18 protein-coding genes and 1 pseudogene are annotated in these 20,095 nt (G+C 72.7%); 15 read left to right on the top strand and 4 right to left on the bottom strand.

Annotated features, from left to right (window positions below; all coding sequences use genetic code 11):
• Nucleotide 1 precedes the first annotated feature (1 nt).
• Nucleotides 2-556 (top strand): shikimate kinase, encoded by a 555-nt coding sequence (locus tag ACERM0_RS03030; protein WP_373677040.1) that lies wholly within the window; start codon nucleotides 2-4, stop codon nucleotides 554-556.
• Entirely contained in the window at nucleotides 553-1,683 is a 1,131-nt protein-coding gene (gene aroB / locus ACERM0_RS03025) for a 3-dehydroquinate synthase (protein ID WP_373677039.1), read from the top strand. Before ACERM0_RS03030 ends, aroB begins: the two co-directional genes overlap by 4 nt.
• A 355-nt stretch (nucleotides 1,684-2,038) precedes the next feature.
• Here the strand turns inward: aroB and ACERM0_RS03020 are convergent.
• From ACERM0_RS03020 to ACERM0_RS03010, 3 genes and pseudogenes are all read right to left on the bottom strand, one after another.
• A pseudogene (locus ACERM0_RS03020) lies at nucleotides 2,039-3,297 on the bottom strand (RNA polymerase sigma factor).
• Nucleotides 3,294-4,010, bottom strand: coding sequence for a YciI family protein (locus ACERM0_RS03015; RefSeq protein WP_373677038.1), 717 nt, complete (start codon nucleotides 4,008-4,010; stop codon nucleotides 3,294-3,296). The pseudogene ACERM0_RS03020 and the gene ACERM0_RS03015 overlap by 4 nt, the downstream one beginning before the upstream one ends.
• 143 nt (nucleotides 4,011-4,153) lie before the next feature.
• Nucleotides 4,154-5,320, bottom strand: coding sequence for a hypothetical protein (locus tag ACERM0_RS03010; RefSeq protein WP_373677037.1), 1,167 nt, complete (start codon nucleotides 5,318-5,320; stop codon nucleotides 4,154-4,156).
• A gap of 188 nt (nucleotides 5,321-5,508) precedes the next feature.
• Between ACERM0_RS03010 and ACERM0_RS03005 the strand changes: the two genes are divergently transcribed.
• The 5 genes from ACERM0_RS03005 to ACERM0_RS02985 are packed head-to-tail and all read left to right on the top strand — an operon-like array spanning nucleotide 5,509 to nucleotide 9,278.
• Nucleotides 5,509-5,958, top strand: a complete 450-nt coding sequence (locus tag ACERM0_RS03005; protein ID WP_373677036.1) for a type II 3-dehydroquinate dehydratase — start codon at nucleotides 5,509-5,511, stop codon at nucleotides 5,956-5,958.
• A complete protein-coding gene (locus tag ACERM0_RS03000; protein ID WP_373677035.1) occupies nucleotides 5,955-7,118 on the top strand; it encodes a M24 family metallopeptidase in 1,164 nt (387 codons plus the stop codon). Before ACERM0_RS03005 ends, ACERM0_RS03000 begins: the two co-directional genes overlap by 4 nt.
• A 32-nt stretch (nucleotides 7,119-7,150) precedes the next feature.
• Nucleotides 7,151-7,708, top strand: coding sequence for an elongation factor P (gene efp / locus ACERM0_RS02995; RefSeq protein WP_373677034.1), 558 nt, complete (start codon nucleotides 7,151-7,153; stop codon nucleotides 7,706-7,708).
• Complete coding sequence (gene nusB / locus ACERM0_RS02990; protein ID WP_373677033.1) at nucleotides 7,708-8,304, top strand: transcription antitermination factor NusB; 597 nt, start codon at nucleotides 7,708-7,710, stop codon at nucleotides 8,302-8,304. Before efp ends, nusB begins: the two co-directional genes overlap by 1 nt.
• 32 nt (nucleotides 8,305-8,336) lie before the next feature.
• Nucleotides 8,337-9,278, top strand: a complete 942-nt coding sequence (locus tag ACERM0_RS02985; protein ID WP_373677032.1) for a patatin-like phospholipase family protein — start codon at nucleotides 8,337-8,339, stop codon at nucleotides 9,276-9,278.
• Between the two features lie 108 nt (nucleotides 9,279-9,386).
• On the opposite strand, the gene ACERM0_RS02980 is transcribed toward ACERM0_RS02985, so the two are convergent.
• On the bottom strand, nucleotides 9,387-9,692 hold the full coding sequence (locus tag ACERM0_RS02980) for a PH domain-containing protein (protein WP_373677031.1): 306 nt from the start codon (nucleotides 9,690-9,692) through the stop codon (nucleotides 9,387-9,389).
• A 439-nt stretch (nucleotides 9,693-10,131) separates the two neighbouring features.
• On the opposite strand from ACERM0_RS02980, the gene pyrR reads away from it, so the two are divergent.
• From pyrR to pyrF, 8 genes are read left to right on the top strand one after another with little or no spacing between them, the layout of a single operon-like run.
• On the top strand, nucleotides 10,132-10,710 hold the full coding sequence (gene pyrR / locus ACERM0_RS02975; RefSeq protein WP_373677470.1) for a bifunctional pyr operon transcriptional regulator/uracil phosphoribosyltransferase PyrR: 579 nt from the start codon (nucleotides 10,132-10,134) through the stop codon (nucleotides 10,708-10,710).
• Complete coding sequence (locus ACERM0_RS02970; RefSeq protein WP_373677030.1) at nucleotides 10,707-11,648, top strand: aspartate carbamoyltransferase catalytic subunit; 942 nt, start codon at nucleotides 10,707-10,709, stop codon at nucleotides 11,646-11,648. The genes pyrR and ACERM0_RS02970 overlap by 4 nt, the downstream gene beginning before the upstream one ends.
• Entirely contained in the window at nucleotides 11,645-12,955 is a 1,311-nt protein-coding gene (locus tag ACERM0_RS02965) for a dihydroorotase (protein WP_373677029.1), read from the top strand. Before ACERM0_RS02970 ends, ACERM0_RS02965 begins: the two co-directional genes overlap by 4 nt.
• The gene (gene carA / locus ACERM0_RS02960; protein WP_373677028.1) at nucleotides 12,952-14,136 is read left to right on the top strand and encodes a glutamine-hydrolyzing carbamoyl-phosphate synthase small subunit; all 1,185 of its coding nucleotides are present in this window, start codon (nucleotides 12,952-12,954) and stop codon (nucleotides 14,134-14,136) included. Before ACERM0_RS02965 ends, carA begins: the two co-directional genes overlap by 4 nt.
• Nucleotides 14,123-17,452: a carbamoyl-phosphate synthase large subunit gene (gene carB, locus ACERM0_RS02955; protein ID WP_373677027.1), complete on the top strand. Its 3,330-nt coding sequence runs from the start codon at nucleotides 14,123-14,125 to the stop codon at nucleotides 17,450-17,452. The genes carA and carB overlap by 14 nt, the downstream gene beginning before the upstream one ends.
• Nucleotides 17,449-18,381 carry a dihydroorotate dehydrogenase electron transfer subunit gene (locus tag ACERM0_RS02950; protein ID WP_373677026.1) on the top strand — a complete coding sequence of 311 codons (933 nt, stop codon included), beginning with the start codon at nucleotides 17,449-17,451 and terminating at the stop codon, nucleotides 18,379-18,381. The genes carB and ACERM0_RS02950 overlap by 4 nt, the downstream gene beginning before the upstream one ends.
• Complete coding sequence (locus tag ACERM0_RS02945; RefSeq protein WP_373677025.1) at nucleotides 18,378-19,364, top strand: dihydroorotate dehydrogenase; 987 nt, start codon at nucleotides 18,378-18,380, stop codon at nucleotides 19,362-19,364. Before ACERM0_RS02950 ends, ACERM0_RS02945 begins: the two co-directional genes overlap by 4 nt.
• Nucleotides 19,361-20,047 carry an orotidine-5'-phosphate decarboxylase gene (gene pyrF / locus ACERM0_RS02940; protein ID WP_373677024.1) on the top strand — a complete coding sequence of 229 codons (687 nt, stop codon included), beginning with the start codon at nucleotides 19,361-19,363 and terminating at the stop codon, nucleotides 20,045-20,047. Before ACERM0_RS02945 ends, pyrF begins: the two co-directional genes overlap by 4 nt.
• The last annotated feature ends 48 nt before the right edge of the window (nucleotides 20,048-20,095 follow it).

Below are 20,095 nucleotides of genomic sequence, written 5' to 3'. Positions count from 1 at the left end.
GATGAGCCGCAACCTCCTGCTGCACGGGATGATGGGCGCCGGCAAGTCCACGGTCGCGGCGCTGCTGGGCGAGCGGCTCGGTCGCCGGGTCGCCGACACGGACGAGGAACTGCGCACCTGGACGGGCCGCACCATCCCCGAGCTGTTCGCCGCCCACGGCGAGGCCGGCTTCCGGGACCTGGAGCGCCAGGTCGTCGAGGAACTGGCGAAGTTCCACGACCTCGTCGTCGCTCTGGGCGGGGGAGCGGTGCTGCGCGACGACAACGTCGCGTCCCTGCTGATGACCGGCGTGCTGGTCGAACTGCGCGCCAGCCCCGAGGTGCTGGTCCAGCGGCTGGCCGGTAGTACGGACCGCCCGCTGCTGGGGACACCGGACGAACTGGAGGTGCGGGTGCGCCAGACGTATGCCGCCCGTGCGCAACGCTACGCCGAGGTCGCCGACCTCACCGTCGACGCCTCGCAGCCACCAGAGCAGGTCGTCGACGAGATCCTGGCATGGGCTCTGGCCCAGGGGGACGTGCTCACCCCCTCCGAACACGAACAGGTGATGCGTTGACGGATCCCGTCCTCGTCCCGGTCGAACTCGCCGGCCGGGCCTATCCCGTCCTGGTCGGCACCGGCTGGCTCGACCGGCTGCTCGACCACGTGACGCTGCCCGAGGGCGTCGCCAAGGTCATGGTCGTCACCCAGGAGCCGCTGGAGGAGGCGGGCCTCGTCGCACCGGTCATGGAGGTGTTCGAGCGGGCCGGGCTGGAAGTCCACCGCTACGACGTGCCCGACGGCGAGGCGGCCAAGTCGGCGGGCGTGCTGCGCGAGCTGTGGGAGGCGTGCGCGTCCGCGCCGCTCAGCCGCCGGGATCTGATCGTGGCGCTCGGTGGTGGGGTCGTCGGCGACGCGGCCGGGTTCGCGGCCGCCACCTGGAACCGCGGCGTGCCGGTCCTGCAGATCCCCACGACCCTGCTGGCTCAGGTCGACGCGGCCATCGGCGGCAAGACGGGCATCAACCTGCCGCAGGGCAAGAACCTCGTCGGGGCCTTCCACCAGCCCGTCGCCGTCGCCTGCGACGTCGCGGTCCTCGCCACGCTCCCGGAGCGGATCCGCGTCGAAGGGCTGGGCGAGGTCGTCAAGTACGGCCTGATCGCCGACCCGGAACTCCTCGACCTCCTGGAGCAGCGCACCGACGAGGTCCTCGCCGGCGACCCGGAGCTGCTCGCGGAGATCGTCCGCCGGTCGGCTGCCGTGAAGGCGCGGGTCGTGGCGGCCGACGAGAAGGAGGGCGGCGTGCGCGCCCACCTCAACCTCGGCCACACCTACGGCCACGCGGTGGAGTCGCTGACCGGCTACAACGAGGTACTGCACGGCGAGGCGGTCGCGATCGGCACCGTCGTCGCGCTCCGGCTCGGCGTGCGGCTGGGTCGGACCCCCGCCGAGCTGGCCGACCGGGCCGAGGCGCTGCTGGAACGGCTCGGTCTGCCGGTGCGCGGGCCGGCGCTGGACCGCGACGAGATGTGGGCCACGATCGCCCGTGACAAGAAGGCGGATGCCGGCGGTGTGCGCTTCGTCGTGCTCGACGCGCTGGCGAAGCCGGCCGTGATCACCCCGGAACGCGCCGACGTCGACGCCGTCCTCGACGAGCTGGGCGTGCCCACCCCGCCGGAGGACGTCGAGGCGGCTGACGCGTGACCCCGGCGGCGAGAACCGGGCGTCTCTGAGTGGGATCGCGGGGCGTCCGCGGCCGGCGGAGCGGCTCGCCCGAGTGGCCTTCGGCGGGCGGCGTCGCCGCCGGCCCGGGATTCGTCGGCGGAAACGCTTCACATTCTGGTTACCGGCGCGTAGGCTTCCGAACGGTCGGTCGTCCGTGTCCCCCCGTCGCGGACGGCCGACCACTCTTTTGCGCGGTCCACGCCCGATGTAGTGGTGCTGGCACCACCGTCTCTGGCTGTTCTGGTCGCCCGACCGGTATCCTCCTGCTCCGCAAGTACGCGCGGGGGGTAGTCGAAGCCCCGTCCCAGGGACGGGGTTTCGGCCTTTGTAGGGGTCACTCGGGGTGCGGTTCGAGGCCCGCCAGCCGCCGGCTGAGCAGGCGCCGCTCGGCGCCGTCCGGGGCCAGCTCCAGCGCGCGGTTCAGCTCCGCTCGCGCTTCCGTGCACCGGCCGAGGCGCTCCAAGAGCAGTGCCCGGGTGGCGGGCAGCCGATGACTCCGCGCGAGCCGGGGATCGACCAGCAGCGCGTCGACGAGTTCCAGCGCGGCCGCCGGCCCGTCGCGTTCCGCAACGGCGACCGCCCGGTTGAGGGCGACGACCGGCAGGGAAGGTGCTCCAGCAGCTGGTCGTAGCCGACGACGATGCGTGCCCAGTCGGTGGCGGCGTAGCTCGGGGCGCGGGCGTGCTCGGCGGCGATGGCCGCCTGCAGCTGGTACGGGCCGAGCCGCCGCAGCGTCGTCGCCCGCTCCAGCTGCGAACGGCCGGCGCGGATCCGGTCCGCGTCCCAGCGGCTGCGGTCCTGGTCCTCGAGCAGCACCAGCTCACCGTCGGCATCCGTGCGGGTCGTCCGCCGGCTGTCCTGCAGCAGCAGCAGCGCCAGGAGCCCCCGCGCCTCCGGTTCCTGGGGGAGCAGGTCCACGAGCAGCAGCGCCAGGCGGATCGCCTCCACGCAGGCGTCGGTGTCCACCGCCGGCCCGGTCTGCGGGGCATAGCCGTGGGTGAACAGCAGCTCGATGGCCTTCAGGACGGGCGGGAGTCGCTCCGGCACTTCACGCTCGTCCGGCACCCGGAACGGGATCGCCGCCGTACGGATCTTGCGCTTGGCGCGGCTGAGCCGTTGGGCCGTGGTGGCCTCGGGCTCCAGCAACAGCCGCGCGATGGTCGCCGTCGGCAACGCACAGACCAGACGCAGCATCAGCGTGACCTGCGCGGCCGTGCCGATCGCCGGGTGGCCGCAGGTGAACAGCAACCGCAGCAGGTCGTCGCGGACCGGAACAGCCGGGTCGGCCGCACCGGCGGGATCGGCCGGATCCGACGTCGGCGGCGGGCCGGCAGCCGCTGCTTCCCGCAACGGCCGCCGGGCCTCGCGCCGCCACCGGTCGCGCAACCGGTTGCGGGCCGTGACGAAGATCCAGGCAGCGGGGTCGTCGGGCACGCCGCGTCTCGGCCACTCGCGCACGGCCACCTCGAAGGCGTCCTGCACCGCGTCCTCGGCGGCGTCGAGGCTCCCCGTGACCCGCGCCAGCGTCGCCAGGGCGCCCGCCGCGGACTCGCGGAAGGCGCGCGTGACGGCGCGTGGCGTCGGATCGCTCATGTGTCCCACTCGACGATGGGCCGCAACTCCACCGCTCCGGCGCCGACCGGGATCCGTTCGGCGATGCGCACCGCCTCCTCGCGGTCGGCGGCCCACAACTCGTAGTAGCCGCCCACGACCTCGGCGGTCTCCGCGAAGGGTCCGTCGCTGACGACCAGTTCGCCGTCGCGTCGTCGCAGGGTGGTCGCGGTGTCGGGCGGTTGCAGCGCGGCGCCGCTGATCAGGTGCCGGTCGTGTTCGCGCTCGAACACCGCGTGGGCTGCCTCGGCAGCCTCCCACGACGGGCTGCCGGGCCGGTCGGCTTCGGTCGGTGCGCCGTGCAGCAACGCCAGCCAGCGGGTGCTGCCCGCCGCGGGTGTGGCACCCGGGCGCCACCAGCCCACCATGGGCCGGACCTCCACGGCGCCGGTGCGCAGCGCCGGCAGCTTCCGCGCGACGTCGAGTGCGACGTCGAGGTCGTCGGCCTCCAGCACGTAGTAGCCACCCACGACCTCCGCGGTCTCCGCGAAGGCGCCTTCGGTGACCACGGGTGCCCCGTCGACATGGCGGACGACCAGCCCCTGCTTCGAGGGCTGCAGCGCCTCGCCGCCCGCGATGTGGTCGCCGGCCTCCTCGCCGAAGGCGGCGTACTCGGCCACCTCGGCGTCCCACTCGGGGGTTCCGGGCACGGACGCGGCGTCCTCGGTGTCGTGCAGCAGGACCAGGTAATGCATGTCTTCGCTCCTTCGGCGGTCGTGGCGCTCGGTGCGGATCGAGCGTCGGACGGGTCCGGCCCGTCACCACGTTGACGAACACCCGACCGCGACTTCGACGACCGCCCGCCGCCCGTGCACGCAACGCACGTCGGGCCGTCGGCTCAGGTGTGTTCGCGAACCCAGGCGTCGAAACCGGGAACGGTGAACGCGAGCCAGCCGCGCGAGGGGGCGAAGACCAGTCCGCGGTCGATCAGTTCGGCGCGGGCCGGACCCAGCTGGGCGGAGCGTTCCAGTCCCAGCTCCGCCAGCAGCGTCCGCAGCGGCGCCCGGCCGCTCGCACCGGCGAGCGCCCGCACCAGCCCGCGGGCGCGTCCGTCGGGCACCCGTGCCCAGCGACGCGCATAGAACGCGCCGGTGTCCCGTTCCACGTTCGGGCGGGCCCGCTCGACGTCGTCGACGGTCACGGCCTCGGCCTGCTGCAGACAGTTCCACAGGTGGGCGCCCCACAGCTGGACGAACCACGGGTAGCCGCCGGCTTCGGCATGGACGGCCGCGACGGCGGCATCGGTGACCACGATGCGGGCGTCGTCGGCGAACGGCAGGCGCAGGGCCTCGGCGCAGCCGTCCTCGTCGAGCAGGCCGAGGTCGTAGCTCGCGAGGCGCTCGGTGTAGGTCTGCCCGGCCTCCATCAGCGTGTCGGCCACACCCGGCAGCCCGGAGATGATCACGCCGAAGGCGCGGGCGTCCTGCGCGTGACGGTGCAGCGCCCGCACGAGCGGCTTGAGCAGCAGGTCCTCGGCCTCGTGCGCCTCGTCGACGGTGAGCAGGATGCCCCGTCGCTGCGCGTCACCGAGCAGGACCAGGTCGTGCAGCAGGGCCTCGATGTTGCTGCCGGGATCCGTGGACGAGCTCGGGTGGAACTCGACCCGGCCGGTGATGTCCAGCGCCGCCAGCCGCTTGGCGAACGCCGCCGGCAGATCGGTGGTCAGCGGCCGGGCGTCGCGAGCCATGCCGGCACACGTCGAGGCCAACGACGTGTCGGACGGGTCGGCCTCGATGTGCAGGGTCACCGTGCCCGCGGCGGCGGCATGCTCGCGGGCGTAGGCCATCAGCGCCGTCTTGCCCATGCCGCGAAAGCCGCGCAGCACCGGCATCGTGACCGGGTCCGCCGGCACGGCCAGCCGGTCGACGATGCTCTTGGCCGCCAGTAGCGGCTGCATTCGGCCGCCGAACGCGGGCGGGACCTTCCCCGCTCCCGGCCGGAACGGGTTGGCGGCCGCCGGCAGGATCCCGCCGGCGGGGTGGTCGTCCCGGAACGGATCGGGCATGACGGCACCTCGCATCCTGGTCACTAGGAAAACTAGCAGTGACTAGCGAGATTCGCGAAGGTTCGTAACGGGGCGTGGCGGCCGGTCCCGGCGGGCCGGTCCAGGAGGCTCCGCCCACGGACGTAAGGTTCCGTCTGGCGGTGCTCATCAGGAAAGCGCATCGCTGCGACACGAGCGACGAGGCCGCGATGACGTCCATCCTGCTGCTGCACGGCCCCAACCTGTCCCAGCTCGGGACGCGCGATCCCGCCCACTACGGCACGGACACACTCGCCGACGTCGTGGTCGCCGCCCGGGCGGAGGCGCAGGGTCTGGGCGCCGAGGTCGTCGCCGAGCAGTACGAGTCCGAGGGCGAACTGGTCGCCCGGGTCCACGCGGCCCGTCGCGACGGGACCGACGCGGTGGTCGTCAACGCGGGGGCGCTGACCCACTACAGCCACGCACTCCGCGACGCGCTGGAACTGTTGAGCGTCCCGGCCGTCGAGGTGCACCTGTCCAACGTCCACGCCCGCGAGCCGTTCCGGCAGCACTCGGTCATCGCGGCCGCCTGCGACGGCTCCATCGCCGGGTTCGGGACCGCCGGCTATCCGCTCGCCGTCCGAGCGGCGGTCGCGCTGCTCGAACGGCGCGCGGCGTGACCGGCGCCCACGGCGCCCACGGCGTCCACGAGGCCGGCACCCAGCCGGCCGGCCCACGACCGGACCTGCCGGTACCCGACCACCAGTCCCGGCGCGACCGGTTGCGCGCCGACCTCGCCGGCGCCGGGGTCGACCTGCTGCTGGTCACCGCCCCCGCCAACGTCCGCTGGCTGAGCGGGTTCTCGGGCAGCAACGGGCAGGTGCTGATCGGTCCCGAGCCGGGCGTCGACCTGCTGGTCACCGACGGCCGCTACGAGCACCGCGCCGCCGTCGAGGCCGCCGGCCTGCCCCTCGCGCTGACCCGCGCTCCGCTGGAGATCGCCCTGGCCGCATGCGAGCGCGGACAGCGCCTGGGCGTCGAAGCCGTCCACCTCGCCTGGGCCGACGCCACCGACTGGGTCGAACAGGGCGAGACAGCCGGTGTCGAGGTACGCCCGACCCGCGCCCTGGTCGAGCGGCGGCGCGTGGTCAAGGACGACGCGGAGATCGCCCGGCTCGCCCGCGCCTGCGCCCTCACCGTCGAGGCGCTCGAGTGGCTGTTCGCCGAGGTGGTCGCGGTCGGACGCAGCGAACGCGATCTCGCGACGGCCCTGGAACGCCGTTTCGTCGACCTGGGTGCCGACGGGGTGGCGTTCGCCTCCATCGTCGCCAGCGGCCCGAACGCCGCCGTGCCCCACCACGCGCCCAGCGACCGGCGCCTTCAGGTCGGCGACGTGCTCACCGTCGACTGCGGCGCGCTGGTCGACGGCTACCACGCCGACTGCACGCGCACCGTCGCCCTCGGGCACCTCGACGACCGGCTGCGCGAGGTGTACGCGGCCGTGGAGGCCGCCCAGGCCGCCGGCCGGGCCGCCGCGGTCGCCGGCGCCCGGGCCGGGGACGTCGACGCGGCATGTCGCGAACACCTCACGGCCGCCGGGTACGGCGACCGCTTCGTCCACGGGACCGGCCACGGGGTGGGGCTGGACATCCACGAGGCCCCGGCGGTCGGGAAGGGGTCGCCTGCTACGCTCGCGCCCGCAACGGCGCTGACCGTCGAACCGGGCGTGTACCTGCCCGGCGTCGGCGGGGTCCGCATCGAGGACACGATCGTGGTCACCGCGGACGGACCGCCGACCATCCTGACGACCGCCCCCCGAGCGCTGCGCGTCCTGTCGTGACACGCGCCCGGCCTTCCGTGTGAGGTCCCATCGTGGTCTCGACCAACAACCTCAAGAACGGCATGACCCTCCTGATCGACGGCAAGTTGCAGCAGATCGTCGACTGGAACCACCACAAGCCCGGCAAGGGTGGCGCCGTCGTGCGCACGAAGCTCAAGGAAGTGGAGACCGGCAAGGTGGTGGAGAAGACCTTCCGTGCCGGGGAGGACGTCGAGCAGGCCATCGTCGAGCGCTCCACGGTGCAGTTCCTGTACCGCGAGGGCGACGACTACGTCCTGATGAACAACGAGACCTACGACCAGCAGAACGCGCCCGCGCCCGCCATCGGCGACGCCGCCGACTTCCTCGTCGAGGGCGACGAGCTGCAGATCCAGACCTACCAGGGCCGGATCGTCGGGGTCGAGCTGCCGGCGTCGAAGGTGCTGGAGATCACCTACACGGAGCCGGGGGTCGCGGGCAACACCGCCACCAGCGCGACCAAGCCGGCCACCCTGGAGACGGGCAAGGAGATCCAGGTCCCGCTGTTCATCGAGCAGGGCGAGAAAGTCAAGGTCGACACGCGCACCGGCGCGTACATCTCCCGCGCCTGATGGCGGACCCTGCCCCGTCCGGCCCGCGCAACCCCACGCGCCGCCGCGACACCCGCGACCCGCGTCGAGCCCGTGAACGGGCCCTGAAGATCCTGTTCCAGGCCGACCTGCGCGGCGCCGATCCGGTGGCCACGCTCGACCTGGTCGCCAACGACCCGTCGGCGCTGGCGATGCTCGACGACCTCGATGACCTCGGGGACGAACAGGCAACCGCCGAGGTACTGCGCCGTCAGGCCGAGGCGGACGCCTCAGCTGGCACGACGCTGGACGACCAGCGCCCCCGCGTCGCCCCGATCGACGCGTTCACGCGACGGCTGGTGCTGGGGGTCAGCGAGCACCGGGCCGAGATCGACCAGCTCATCGAGCGCTACGCACGGCGGTGGTCGATCCGGCGCATGCCGGTCGTCGACCGCACGGTGCTGCGCGTGGCCACCTACGAGCTGACCCACGAGGAGACCAGCCCCGCCGTGGTGATCAACGAGGCCGTGGAGCTCGCCAAGTCGCTGTCGACCGAGGACTCCGGCCGCTACGTCAACGGCGTGCTGGAGTCCGTACGCCGCCACGTGGCCGGCGAGGACGTCCCAGCCGAGGGTTAAGGTCTACCCCGTCGCCGACGGGGGAGGCGAGGATGCAGGCCGACCTGGTGCTGGAAGGTGGCGGCGCGCGCGGGGTCGCCCTCGCCGGCGCCGTCGCCGGGCTCGCCGAGGCAGGCGTGCGCTTCGAACGCGTGGCCGGCACGTCGGCGGGCGCCATCGTCGCGGCGCTGTTGGCCGCCGGGATGGCGCCCACGGAACTGGACCGGCTGGCTCGCGACCTGGACCTGCGCCGACTGGTGCCCGCCGGCCCGCTGGACCAGCTGGGCCGCATCGGGCAGGGGCTGCGCGGGCTGTCGGTGCTGCTCGAGCTGGGCCTGCACGACCACCGGCCGATGAAGGCGTGGCTGGCCGAGCAGTTGGCGGCACTCGGGGTGCGCACCTTCGGCGACCTACGCCGTGAGGTGCCCGGCGACGACGTCACCGGCCGGCACCAGTACCGGCTGGTGGTGACGGCGGCGGACGTCACCCGCGCCCGGCAGGTGCTGCTGCCGTGGGACTATGCCGACTACGGCCTGGACCCCGACGCCCAGCCGGTGGTGGAGGCAGTGGCGGCCTCCGCGGCGATCCCGCTGGTGTTCGAGCCGGTCCGACTGCCGTTCCGCGACCGTGAGCACCCGGCCGTGCTGGTGGACGGGGGACTGCTGTCGAACTTCCCGGTCGACGTCTTCGACCGTCGCGACGGGCAGCCGGCACGCTTCCCGACCATCGGCGTCAAGCTGACCGCCCGGCCCGACGGCGTCGGCGACATCGTGCAGCCGGTGACGGGACCGGTCAGCTACCTGCGCGCGCTCATGGGCACTGCCGTGACCGCCTGGGACCAGCGCCACCTCGACGACCCGTCGGTGCTGGCGCGCACCGTGTTCGTCGACACCACCGGCTACCCGTCGCTGGACTTCGACCTCGACGCCCAGGACCGTGCCGCCCTGGCCGACAAGGGCCGCAACGCCGCGCTGTCCTGGCTCACCACCGTCTAGGCCCGCGTGCGGGGTCGGCGCCCGGGTTGCTTCCTTCCGAACCCGTCGACTGAACCGATCCAGTGCAGGAAGCAACTCCACCCCGCAGCCGGACTCGGCGGTCGTGAGCTACCGGTGCGGGCGCAGGTTGAACGCGTGCTCCGCGGCGGCCCGCTCCAGCCGGTCGAGCACGGCCGCGTCGGCCGTTGGCCCCGCGACGAGTCCGCCGAGTGCCACGCTCTGAACCTTCGAGCCGTCGGTCAGCTCGATGCGCGGCGCGCGACCAGTGGGGCCGCCGAGCTCGATCGCCGCGATTCTCGACCACGGGATCGACCGCCTGCGGACGCGGACGTTCAGGTCGAGGCCTTCGTCGGTGATCTCCGTGTAGCTGAAGCGCGTGATCGCGAGCGGCAGCTGACCGGCGAGCAGCAGCACGCCGGTCAGACGCGTGAGCCAGTGAACGCCCGCGAAGGCGAAGGTGGACACCACGAAGGCCGCGACGACCCCCATGAAGGCGACGGAGAAACGCCGCCAGCCACGTGACGACGACTCCACTCGCAACGGACACCCCGAACGCCAGCAGCCCGCTCACCAGCCCCCGGCGCCGAGAACCCCGCAGGCGCCGGGAGCGAGCTCGACACTAGCCACCGTCACGGGCCGATGGGCGGCGCCGCTTCTGGCTGCACGCTATCGGCGAGTCGGACTGACCTGGCGGCAACGTGCGGGGGCGCCTCGTTCGGCGGGAGCGGTCGGCCCTGCTACCGTCGCTCGGCGAACCCCCGCGGCCGCACGTGGCTCACCCGCGCGGCGCGCTTCCTTTAACGACCGGTCCCGTGAGGCCGGGAAGGAGCTCCAAGGTGCGTTCCCTGTCCGCCTGCGCCCACATCCCGGGCGCGCGTCCCCGCCTCGCGACGGCGGCGTGACCCGGCTGTTGACGGCTGACGAGGTCTCGCGGGCGCTGAAGCGTCTCGCCCACGAGCTGCTCGAGGCCAACCACGGCGCCGACGACCTGGTGCTGGTCGGCATCCAGACCCGCGGCGTCCCGCTCGCCAAGCGCCTCGCCGCCCTCATCCACGACATCGAGGGCACCGAGGTCCCCGCCGGCGCCCTGGACGTCACGCTCTACCGCGACGACCTGACCCGCCGCGGCCCGCTGCCGCTGGGCGAGACGCGCGTGCCGGTCTCCGTCGACGGGCGCACGGTCGTGCTGGTCGACGACGTCCTCTACACCGGCCGCACGATCCGTGCCGCGATGGAGGCGGTGCTGGAGCTCGGCCGCCCCGCCCGCATCCGGCTGGTCGCGCTGGTCGACCGCGGCCACCGCGAGCTGCCGATCCGCGCCGACCACGTCGGCAAGAACCTCCCCACCGCGGCCGACGACCGCATCCGCGTGCTGGTCGAGGAGGTCGACGGGCGCGACGAGGTCGTGTCCGAGGAGGTCGTGGACGCATGAAGCCGCTCGCCAACCTGATCTCGATCGAGGACCTCGGCCCCGCCCAGGTCGTCGGCATCCTCGACACCGCCGAACAGTTGCTGCCGATCGCCGAACGGCGCCGCAACAGCGTGCCGACCCTGCGCGGCAAGGTGGTCTGCAACCTCTTCCTCGAGGACTCCACCCGCACCCGCATCAGCTTCGACATCGCCGCCAAGCGCCTGTCCGCGGAGGTCATCAACTTCTCTGCCAAGGGCAGCTCGGTGTCCAAGGGCGAGTCGTTCAAGGACACGGCCCTGACGCTGGACGCGATGGGCGTCGACTGCGTCGTCATCCGATCCGGGTCCTCGGGCGCACCGCTGCAGTTGTCGCGCTACCTCGAGGTCCCGATCCTCAACGCCGGCGACGGTTGGCACCAGCACCCGACCCAGGCGCTGCTGGACGTGTTCACGATGCGCCGCCACCTCGGCGACCTCGCCGGCCGGCACGTGGTCATCGTCGGTGACGTGCTGCACTCGCGAGTCGCCCGCAGCGAGGTGCAGGCGCTGAAGCTGCTCGGCGCGCGGGTGACGCTGGTCTCGCCGCCCACGCTGCTGCCGCCCTCGGTCGAACACTGGGGTGTGGAGGTCAGCCGCGACCTCGATGCGGTGCTGCCCGACGCGGACGTCGTCTACCTGCTGCGTGTCCAGCGCGAGCGCATGCACCGGGCGTTCTTCCCGACCTCCCGCGAGTACGCCCGCGTGTGGGGCGTCGACACGGCCCGGCTGGAGAAGCTGCCCGACCACGCCATCGTGATGCACCCCGGGCCGATGAACCGCGGGGTGGAGATCACCGCCGACGTGGCCGACTCCGAGCGGGCGGTCATCGTCGAACAGGTCACCAACGGGATCGCGATCCGCATGGCCTGCCTGTACCTGCTGCTGTCCGGGGACGCCGAGGGCGCCGAGGTGAACGCATGACCGACACCACCATCCTGCTCCGCGGCGGCCGTCTGCTCGACCCCGCCTCGGGCACCGACGCACACCTCGACGTGCTGATCCGCGACGGCGCGGTCGTCGAGGTCGGCGAGGGCCTGTCGACCGACGCCGGCGAGGTCGTCGACTGCGACGGGCTGTGGGTCACGCCCGGGTTCGTCGACCTGCACACCCACCTGCGCGAGCCCGGCTTCGAGGACGCCGAGGACATCGCCAGCGGCTCGGCCGCCGGTGCCGCCGGCGGCTACACGGCGCTGTGCCCGATGGCCAACACCGACCCGGTCTGCGACGCCGCGGCCGTGGCGGAGACGGTCTGGCGGCGCGGCAACGAGGTCGGCCTCGTCGACGTGTTCCCGGTCGGTGCCATCACCAAGGCGCTGAAGGGCGAGGAACTGGCCGAGTTCGGCGAACTGCGCGACTCCGCCGCACAGGTCGACTTCTTCTCCGACGACGGCAAGCCGGTCGCCGACAGCCTGGTCATGCGCCGCGCGCTGCAGTACGCCAGCGCCTTCGACGCGGTCATCTGCAACCACGCCGAGGACCCCGACCTGACCGCCGGCGCGCAGATGAACGAGGGCGAGGCGTCGTCGGTGCTCGGACTGCCGGGCTGGCCGCACGAGGCCGAGGAGATCATGATCGCCCGCGATCTGATCCTCGCCGCCGGCCTCGACGCGCGCCTGCACGTCCCGCACGTCTCCACCGCCGGCGCGGTGGAACTCATCCGCGCCGCCAAGGCCCGCGGCGTGCGGGTCACCGCCGAGGTCACGCCGCACCACCTCAGCCTGCAGGACCACCTCATCAGCAGCTACGACCCGGCCCTGAAGGTCAACCCGCCGCTGCGCACGGAGGCCGACGTACAGGCGCTGCGGGCGGCGCTGACCGACGGGACGATCGACTGCGTCGCCACCGACCACGCCCCGCACGCGCCGGAGCTCAAGGACCAGGAGTGGGAGCACGCCCCCTGCGGGATGCTCGGTCTGGAGACGGCGTTCGCGGTCGTCAACACCGAGCTGGTGCGCAGCGGCCTGCTCGACCCGCTGACCGCGATCGCGCGGCTGACCACGGGGCCGGCGGCGGTCCGCTCGGTCGGCGCCCACGGCGGCGCGATCAGCCCCGGCGCGGACGCCAACCTCGCGGTCCTCGACCCGGACGTGCGGTGGAGCGTCGACGGCCGCGCGTTGCACTCGAAGGCCCGCAACACCCCGTTCCACGGCGCCGAGCTGGTGGGCCGACCCGTGCACACGCTGCTGCGGGGCCGTTTCACGCTGCTCGACGGGAAGGTGCAGGCGTGACGGTAGGTGCATCCGCAGCCACCTGGCCGCTACCGCCCCGCCACGCCGCACCGGCGCTGCTGGTCCTGGAGGACGGCAGCGCGTTCCGCGGCCGCTCGATCGGTGCGCCCGGCACCGTCTTCGGCGAGGCGGTGTTCAACACGGGCATGGCCGGCTACCAGGAGGTGCTGACCGACCCGTCGTACCGGCGCCAGATCGTGGCGATGACGGCCCCGCACGTCGGCAACTACGGCCTCAACGACCAGGACATGGAGTCCGGGCGCATCCAGGTGGCCGGCTTCGTCGTCCGCGAGGCCGCCCGGCGCCCGTCGAACTGGCGCTCGCAACGCGACCTGCGCAGCGCCCTCGCCGAGGCCGGAGTCGTCGGCATCGAGGGCATCGACACCCGCCGCCTCACCCGCCTGCTGCGCGACAAGGGCGCGATGCGCGCCGGGCTGTCCACGGAGCACCTCGACGTCGACGTGCTGCTCGAGCAGGTGCGGCGGAGCCCGGGCATGGAGGGCGCGGAGCTGGCCAGCGAGGTCACCACGCCCGAGCCGTACGTGCTCGACCCGGTCGGTGAACGCCGCTTCCGGGTCGTGGCGCTCGACTTCGGCATGAAGCGCTCGATCGGCCGGTTCCTGCGCGAGCAGGGCGCCGAGGTGCACGTCCTGCCGGCCTCGGCGACGCCGGACCAGGTCCGGGAACGCGACCCGGACGGGCTGTTCCTCTCCAACGGGCCGGGCGACCCCGCCACGGTCACGCAGGGCATCGCGACCACGGCCGAGTTGCTGGGGCAGGTGCCGACGTTCGGGATCTGCCTCGGCTCGCAACTGCTCGGCCACGCGCTGGGGGCGCAGACCTACAAGCTCGACTTCGGCCACCACGGCGTGAACCAGCCGGTGCTGCGCCGTGCCGACGGGGTCGTGGAGATCACCAGCCACAACCACGGGTTCGCGGTGCGGGCCTCCACGCTGGGCGAGCAGACCGACGCGCACACGTTCGCGACCCGCGACCACGGCCGCGTCGAGGTCAGCCATCTCAACCTCAACGACGACGTCGTCGAGGGCCTGACCGCCCTCGACGTGCCGGCGTTCAGCGTCCAGTACCACCCCGAGGCCGCGCCCGGCCCGACCGACGCGCGCTACCTGTTCGAGCGGTTCGCCCGCATGATCCTGGAGGTTCGCGGTGCCACGGCGTGACGACATCGCCAGCGTCCTGGTGCTGGGCTCCGGACCGATCGTCATCGGGCAGGCCAGCGAGTTCGACTACTCGGGCACGCAGGCCTGCAAGGTCCTGCGCGAGGAGGGCTTGCGGGTCGTGCTGGTCAACTCGAACCCGGCCACGATTATGACCGACCCGGCCATGGCGGACGCGACCTACGTGGAGCCGCTCACCGTCGCCACCGTCCGGGCGGTGATCGAGAAGGAGCGCCCCGACGCGCTGCTGCCGACCCTGGGTGGCCAGACCGCGCTGAACCTCGCCGTCGAGCTGTACGCCTCCGGCGTGCTGGAGGAGTACGGCGTCGAGGTGCTGGGCGCGGACCTGGACGCGATCCAGACCGCCGAGGATCGCCAGCGGTTCAAGGAGGCCATGTCCGAGATCGGCCTGGAATCGCCGCGTTCCACCTACGTCAAGGAGGAGTCGCAGGCGTTCGAGGCGGCGGCCGAGTACGGCTACCCGGTCGTGCTGCGGCCGTCGTTCACGCTGGGCGGCAAGGGTGGCGGTATCGCCTACGACGAGGACCAGCTGCGGTCCATGATCCGCCAGGGTCTGGCCGATTCGCCGGTCCACGAGGTGCTCGTCGAGGAATCCGTGCTCGGCTGGAAGGAGTACGAGCTCGAGGTCATGCGCGACCGCAACGACAACTGCGTGATCGTGTGCTCGATCGAGAACCTCGACGCCATGGGCGTGCACACCGGCGACTCCATCACCGTCGCGCCGGCCATGACGCTGTCCGACCCCGAGTACCAGCAGATGCGTGACGCCGCGTTCGCGGTCCTGCGCCGCATCGGCGTGGAGACGGGCGGCTCCAACGTCCAGTTCGCGGTCGACCCCGCGACCGGCCGCCAGGTCGTCATCGAGATGAACCCGCGGGTGTCGCGCTCCTCCGCGCTGGCGTCCAAGGCGACCGGCTTCCCGATCGCCAAGATCGCGGCGAAGCTGGCCATCGGCTACACGCTCGACGAGATCGCCAACGACATCACCCGCAAGACCAAGGCCGCCTTCGAGCCCACCATCGACTACGTGGTCACCAAGGTGCCGCGGTTCGCCTTCGAGAAGTTCCGCGACACCGACGACACGCTGACCACCAAGATGAAGTCGGTCGGCGAGGTCATGGCGATCGGCCGGACCTTCAAGGAGTCGTTCAACAAGGCCCTGCGCAGCCTCGAGGACGGCCGCGTCGGCTTCGGCGCCGGACCGTCGCTGGGGGTCGACGAGGCACAGCTGGAAGCGCTGCTGCGTCGCCCGACCGCGACCCGCCTCGACGCCGTCGACGAGGCGCTCACCCGCGGCTGGTCGGTCGATCGGGTCAGCGAGCTGACCGGCTTCGACCCGTGGTTCACCGACCAGCTGCTGCAGCTGGTGGAGCGCCGGCGCGAGCTGCGCGCCCACGAGCACCTCGCCGCGCTGCCCGATGAGCTGCTGCGCGAGGCGAAGGCCGACGGGTTCTCCGACGCGCACCTCGCCCACCTGCTCGACACGACCGAAGCAGCCGTCCGCGCCCGCCGTCACACGGCCGGGATCCGGCCGGTGTTCAAGACGGTCGACACCTGCGCGGCCGAGTTCGAGGCCTACACGCCCTACCACTACTCGACCTACGAGGACGAGGACGAGGTCACCGAGTCGTCGCGCGACAAGGTGATCGTGCTCGGGTCCGGGCCCAACCGGATCGGCCAGGGCGTGGAGTTCGACTACTGCTGCGTCCACGCGGTGTTCGCCCTCAAGGACGCCGGGTACGAGACCATCATGGTCAACTGCAACCCGGAGACGGTGTCGACCGACTACGACACCGCCGACCGGCTGTACTTCGAGCCGCTCACGTTCGAGGACGTGCTCGAGATCTGCCACCGCGAGCAGCCGGTCGGCGTGCTGGTGCAGCTCGGCGGGCAGACGCCGCTGAAGCTGGCCCAGCAGCTCCAGGACGCGGGCGTGCCGATCTGGGGCACCGCCCCCGACGCCATCGACGCCGCGGAGGACCGTGGCCGCTTCGGCGCGCTGATGCGCGACCTCGGCGTGGCCATGCCGCCGGGGGGGATCGCGCGCTCGTTCGAGGAGGCCCGCGAGATCGCGGTCGCCATCGGCTACCCCGTGCTGGTCCGGCCCTCCTACGTGCTGGGCGGCCGTGCCATGCAGATCGTCTACGACGAGGACGGGCTGCGCACCTACCTGCGCGAGGCCGTCGAGGCGTCACCCGAGCAGCCGATCCTGGTCGACCGCTTCCTCGAGGGCGCCATCGAGGTGGACGTCGACGCGGTCTTCGACGGTGAAGAGACCTTCGTCGGCGGCGTGCTCGAACACATCGAGGAGGCCGGGGTGCACTCGGGCGACTCGGCCTGCACGCTGCCCCCGATCACGCTCGGACGCGGCCAGGTCGCCGAGATCCGGCGGGTCACCGACGGCATCGCCCGCGGCCTCGACGTCCGCGGGCTGCTGAACGTGCAGTACGCGCTGAAGGACGACGTGCTGTGGTGCATCGAGGCCAACCCGCGGGCCTCGCGCACGGTGCCGTTCGTGTCGAAGGCGACCGGCGTGCCGCTGGCGAAGGCGGCCGCCCGCGTGATGGCGGGCGAGAGCCTGGCGGACCTGCGCGCCGCCGGTGTCGTCCCCGAACGCGACGCCGTCGAGGGACCACGGCCCCGGCACGTGGCGGTGAAAGAGGCGGTGCTGCCCTTCGACCGGTTCCCGGGCGTGGACGCGCTGCTGGGTCCCGAGATGCGCTCGACCGGCGAGGTCATGGGCATCGACCACGACTTCGGGGCCGCGTTCGCGAAGTCGCAGGCCGGGACCGGCTCGATGGTGCTGCCGGCACCTGATCTCCCGCCCAGCGACGACCAGTCCGGGCCTGACGCGGCCGGGCGCCGCACGCAGGTTTTCGTGTCGGTCGCCAACCGCGACAAGCGCGCGATCGTGTTCCCGGTCATGCGCCTGATCGACCTCGGCTTCGAGGTGGTCGCGACCGCCGGGACCGCCGACGTCTTGGAGCGCGCCGGCATCCCCGTGAGCGTGGTCCGCAAGGTGTCCGAGGGCTCGCGCGACATCCTCGACCGGATCGAGTCGGGCGCGATCGGGCTGGTGCTGAACACGCCGTTCGGGTCCGGCACCCGCGGGGACGGTTACGACATCCGCCAGGCGGCGGTGACCAACGGGGTGCCGTGCATCACGACGTTGTCCGGCATCCTCGCCGCCGTCCACGGCGTGCAGGCGGTGCGGCGCGGCCGGTTCCAGGTGCACTCGCTGCAGGAGTACCAGGCCGTGTTCCGCGAGGACGCGACCAGCGGGGAGACGAGCGCATGAGACGGGCAGGACAGGTCCAGGGCCGTGCCGGCACGGAGTTCCCGGTGCGGGCCCAGTGCGAGGTGCTGGCGCGGCGGCGCGAGGGTGCCTACTGGCTGCTGTCGTTCTCCTCGCCCGAGATCGCCGAACGGGCCCGGCCGGGCCAGTTCGTCGACATCGCCGTCTCCTGCCAGGGCGCGCTGCTACGGCGGCCCTTCTCGATCGCGCGGGTGTCACGGCAGGGCATCTACGCCGGCACGGTCGACGTCGTGTTCGACGCCCACGGGCCGGGCACCGAATGGCTCACGGCCGTCGACGCGCACGACACCATCGACGTGGTCGGGCCGCTCGGCACGCCGTTCCCGCTGCCGCAGCGGCGCGTGTCGTGCCTCCTCATCGGCGGTGGCTACGGCGCCGCACCGCTGTTCTTCCTCGCCGAGGAACTCGTCCGCAAGGGCCTGCGGGTGGACATGATCGTGGGCGCCGCCGACGAGGGCCGGATCCTCAACGCCATCGAGGCCAAGCGCATCACCGCCAGCGTCACGTTCACGACCGAGGACGGCTCGCTGGGGGAGCGGGGCCGGGTCACCGACGTGCTCGAGGACGTCGCCCGGCAGTGCCGCACCGGCGTGGTCTACGCCTGCGGTCCGAACCCGATGCTGCGGGCCGTCTCCGAACGCTGCCAGGAACTCGAGCTGCCGGTCCAGGTCGCCGTCGAGGAGCACATGGCCTGCGGCATCGGCGTGTGCTTCACCTGCGTGATGCCGGTGAGGACCAAGGACGGGCAGGTTCGGATGAAGCGCAGCTGCATCGACGGTCCCGTCTTCAACGGTGCCCGCATCGCGTGGGACGAGACCCGCTGGGCCGCCCAGCCCGACGTGCTGGACGAGGAGCCGGAGCCTGAGCCGGTGGCGCGGCTGACCGACGCCGAGCTGTGGGGGGACGCATGAGCCCGGACGTACGCCGCATCGATCCGGCGGACCTCGCCGTCGTCGACGAACGTGCCATCCCGCAGGCGGACGTCGACACCGCCGTCGACCTGGCGGGGATCGCGCTGGACAACCCGATCACGACCGCGTCCGGCTGCTTCGCCTCCGGCGTGGAGATCGACCGCTTCTACGACGTGACCGAATTGGGTGCGGTCGTGGTCAAGTCGATCACGCTGGAGCCGCGGGAGGGACTGCCCACGCCGCGGATGGCGGAGACGCCGTCCGGCATGCTCAACGCGATCGGGTTGCAGAATCCCGGCATCGACGGCTGGCTCGACCGTGACCTGCCCTGGCTGCAGGGACGCGGCGCCAAGGTGATCGCCTCCATCGCCGGCAAGACCGTCGAGGAGTACCGCGAGGTGGCACGTCGGCTGCGCCGGCAGGCCGGCGTGGTCGGGATCGAGGTGAACCTCTCCTGCCCGAACGTCGAGCACCGCGGCCTGGTGTTCGCCTGCTCGCCGGACGAGTCCGCGTCCGTGATCGCGGCGGTGGCGCGCGAGACCGACGTCCCGGTCTTCGCCAAGCTGACCTCGGACGTGACCGACATCGTCGCGGTGGCGCGCTCGGTCGTCGACGCCGGCGCCGACGGGCTGACGCTGATCAACACCCTGCTGGGCATGGCCATCGACCCGGAGACCGGCCGGCCGCGCCTGCACAACACCTACGGCGGGCTGTCGGGTCCGGCGATCAAGCCGGTCGCGGTCCGAAACGTCCACCAGGTCCACCAGGCGATGCCCGAGGTCCCCATCATCGGGTGTGGTGGGGTGCGGACGGTTGCGGACGTGATCGAGTTCACGCGCGCCGGTGCGACGGCCGTCGCCGTGGGGACTGCCAACTTCGTCGACCCCTTCGCCGGCCAGACGCTGGTGAACGACCTGCGCACCTGGCTCGCGCAGCGGGGTATCGCGAGCATCGCCGAGCTCCGCGGGAAGGTGACCACGTGACGCCCACCGAGCGGCTCGCTGTCGCCCTCGACGTACCGAGCCTGGACGAGGCCGAAGCCCTGGCCAAGACGCTGTCCGGGCACGTCGGCTGGTTCAAGGTGGGTCTGGAGTTGTTCGCGGCCCACGGGCCGGCCGCGGTGGAGATCATCCGTGGCTACGGGCCGGTGTTCCTCGACGTCAAGCTGCACGACATCCCCACGACCGTCGAGCGTGCCGCGCGGCGCATCGCCGACCTCGGGGTGGGGCTGCTGACGGTCCACGCCAGCGGCGGGAAGGACATGGTCCACGCCGCGGTGTCCGGGTTGGGGGAGCACGGCCGGGTGCTGGCCGTGACGGTGCTCACCTCGATCTCCGACCACGACCTGACCTCGATCAGCGCGCCCGCGGCGACGACGCAGGTGCCGACGCTGGCGGCGCTGGCCGTGCAGGGCGGCGCGCCCGGGCTGGTCTGCGCGCCGGCAGACCTGGTCGCCGTGCGTCGCACCGTCGGTGGCGAGGTGTTGCTGGTAACGCCCGGCGTCCGTCCCGCCGGTGCCGGCGACGACGACCACGCGCGCGCCGCCACGCCCGCTTCCGCGGTGGCGGACGGTGCCGACCTGCTGGTGGTCGGCCGCCCGATCACCCGCGCCGAGGACCCCGCCGCGGCTGCCCAGGCCATCGCCGCCGAACTCTCTCGGGACTGAGTACCGCTGCCGGCGGCTGTCGGCACCGATTCGCTCGTGTGGAACCCC

It is taken from the genome of Egicoccus sp. AB-alg2, assembly GCF_041821065.1.
Taxonomy (GTDB): Bacteria; Actinomycetota; Nitriliruptoria; order Nitriliruptorales; family Nitriliruptoraceae; genus Egicoccus.
This window is presented reverse-complemented; position numbering and strand designations above follow the sequence as displayed.

Bases quoted from the DNA above. Each gene is read 5' to 3' on its own strand.
- ACERM0_RS02965 (WP_373677029.1), top strand. From the start codon at position 11,645: ATGACCGACACCACCATCCTGCTCCGCGGCGGCCGTCTGCTCGACCCC.
- nusB (WP_373677033.1), top strand. From the start codon at position 7,708: ATGGCGGACCCTGCCCCGTCCGGCCCGCGCAACCCCACGCGCCGCCGC.
- ACERM0_RS03030 (WP_373677040.1), top strand. From the start codon at position 2: ATGAGCCGCAACCTCCTGCTGCACGGGATGATGGGCGCCGGCAAGTCC.
- ACERM0_RS03015 (WP_373677038.1), bottom strand. From the start codon at position 4,010: ATGCATTACCTGGTCCTGCTGCACGACACCGAGGACGCCGCGTCCGTG.
- ACERM0_RS02945 (WP_373677025.1), top strand. From the start codon at position 18,378: ATGAGCCCGGACGTACGCCGCATCGATCCGGCGGACCTCGCCGTCGTC.
- ACERM0_RS03010 (WP_373677037.1), bottom strand. From the start codon at position 5,320: ATGCCCGATCCGTTCCGGGACGACCACCCCGCCGGCGGGATCCTGCCG.
- ACERM0_RS02970 (WP_373677030.1), top strand. From the start codon at position 10,707: ATGAAGCCGCTCGCCAACCTGATCTCGATCGAGGACCTCGGCCCCGCC.
- ACERM0_RS03005 (WP_373677036.1), top strand. From the start codon at position 5,509: ATGACGTCCATCCTGCTGCTGCACGGCCCCAACCTGTCCCAGCTCGGG.
- ACERM0_RS02985 (WP_373677032.1), top strand. From the start codon at position 8,337: ATGCAGGCCGACCTGGTGCTGGAAGGTGGCGGCGCGCGCGGGGTCGCC.
- ACERM0_RS02950 (WP_373677026.1), top strand. From the start codon at position 17,449: ATGAGACGGGCAGGACAGGTCCAGGGCCGTGCCGGCACGGAGTTCCCG.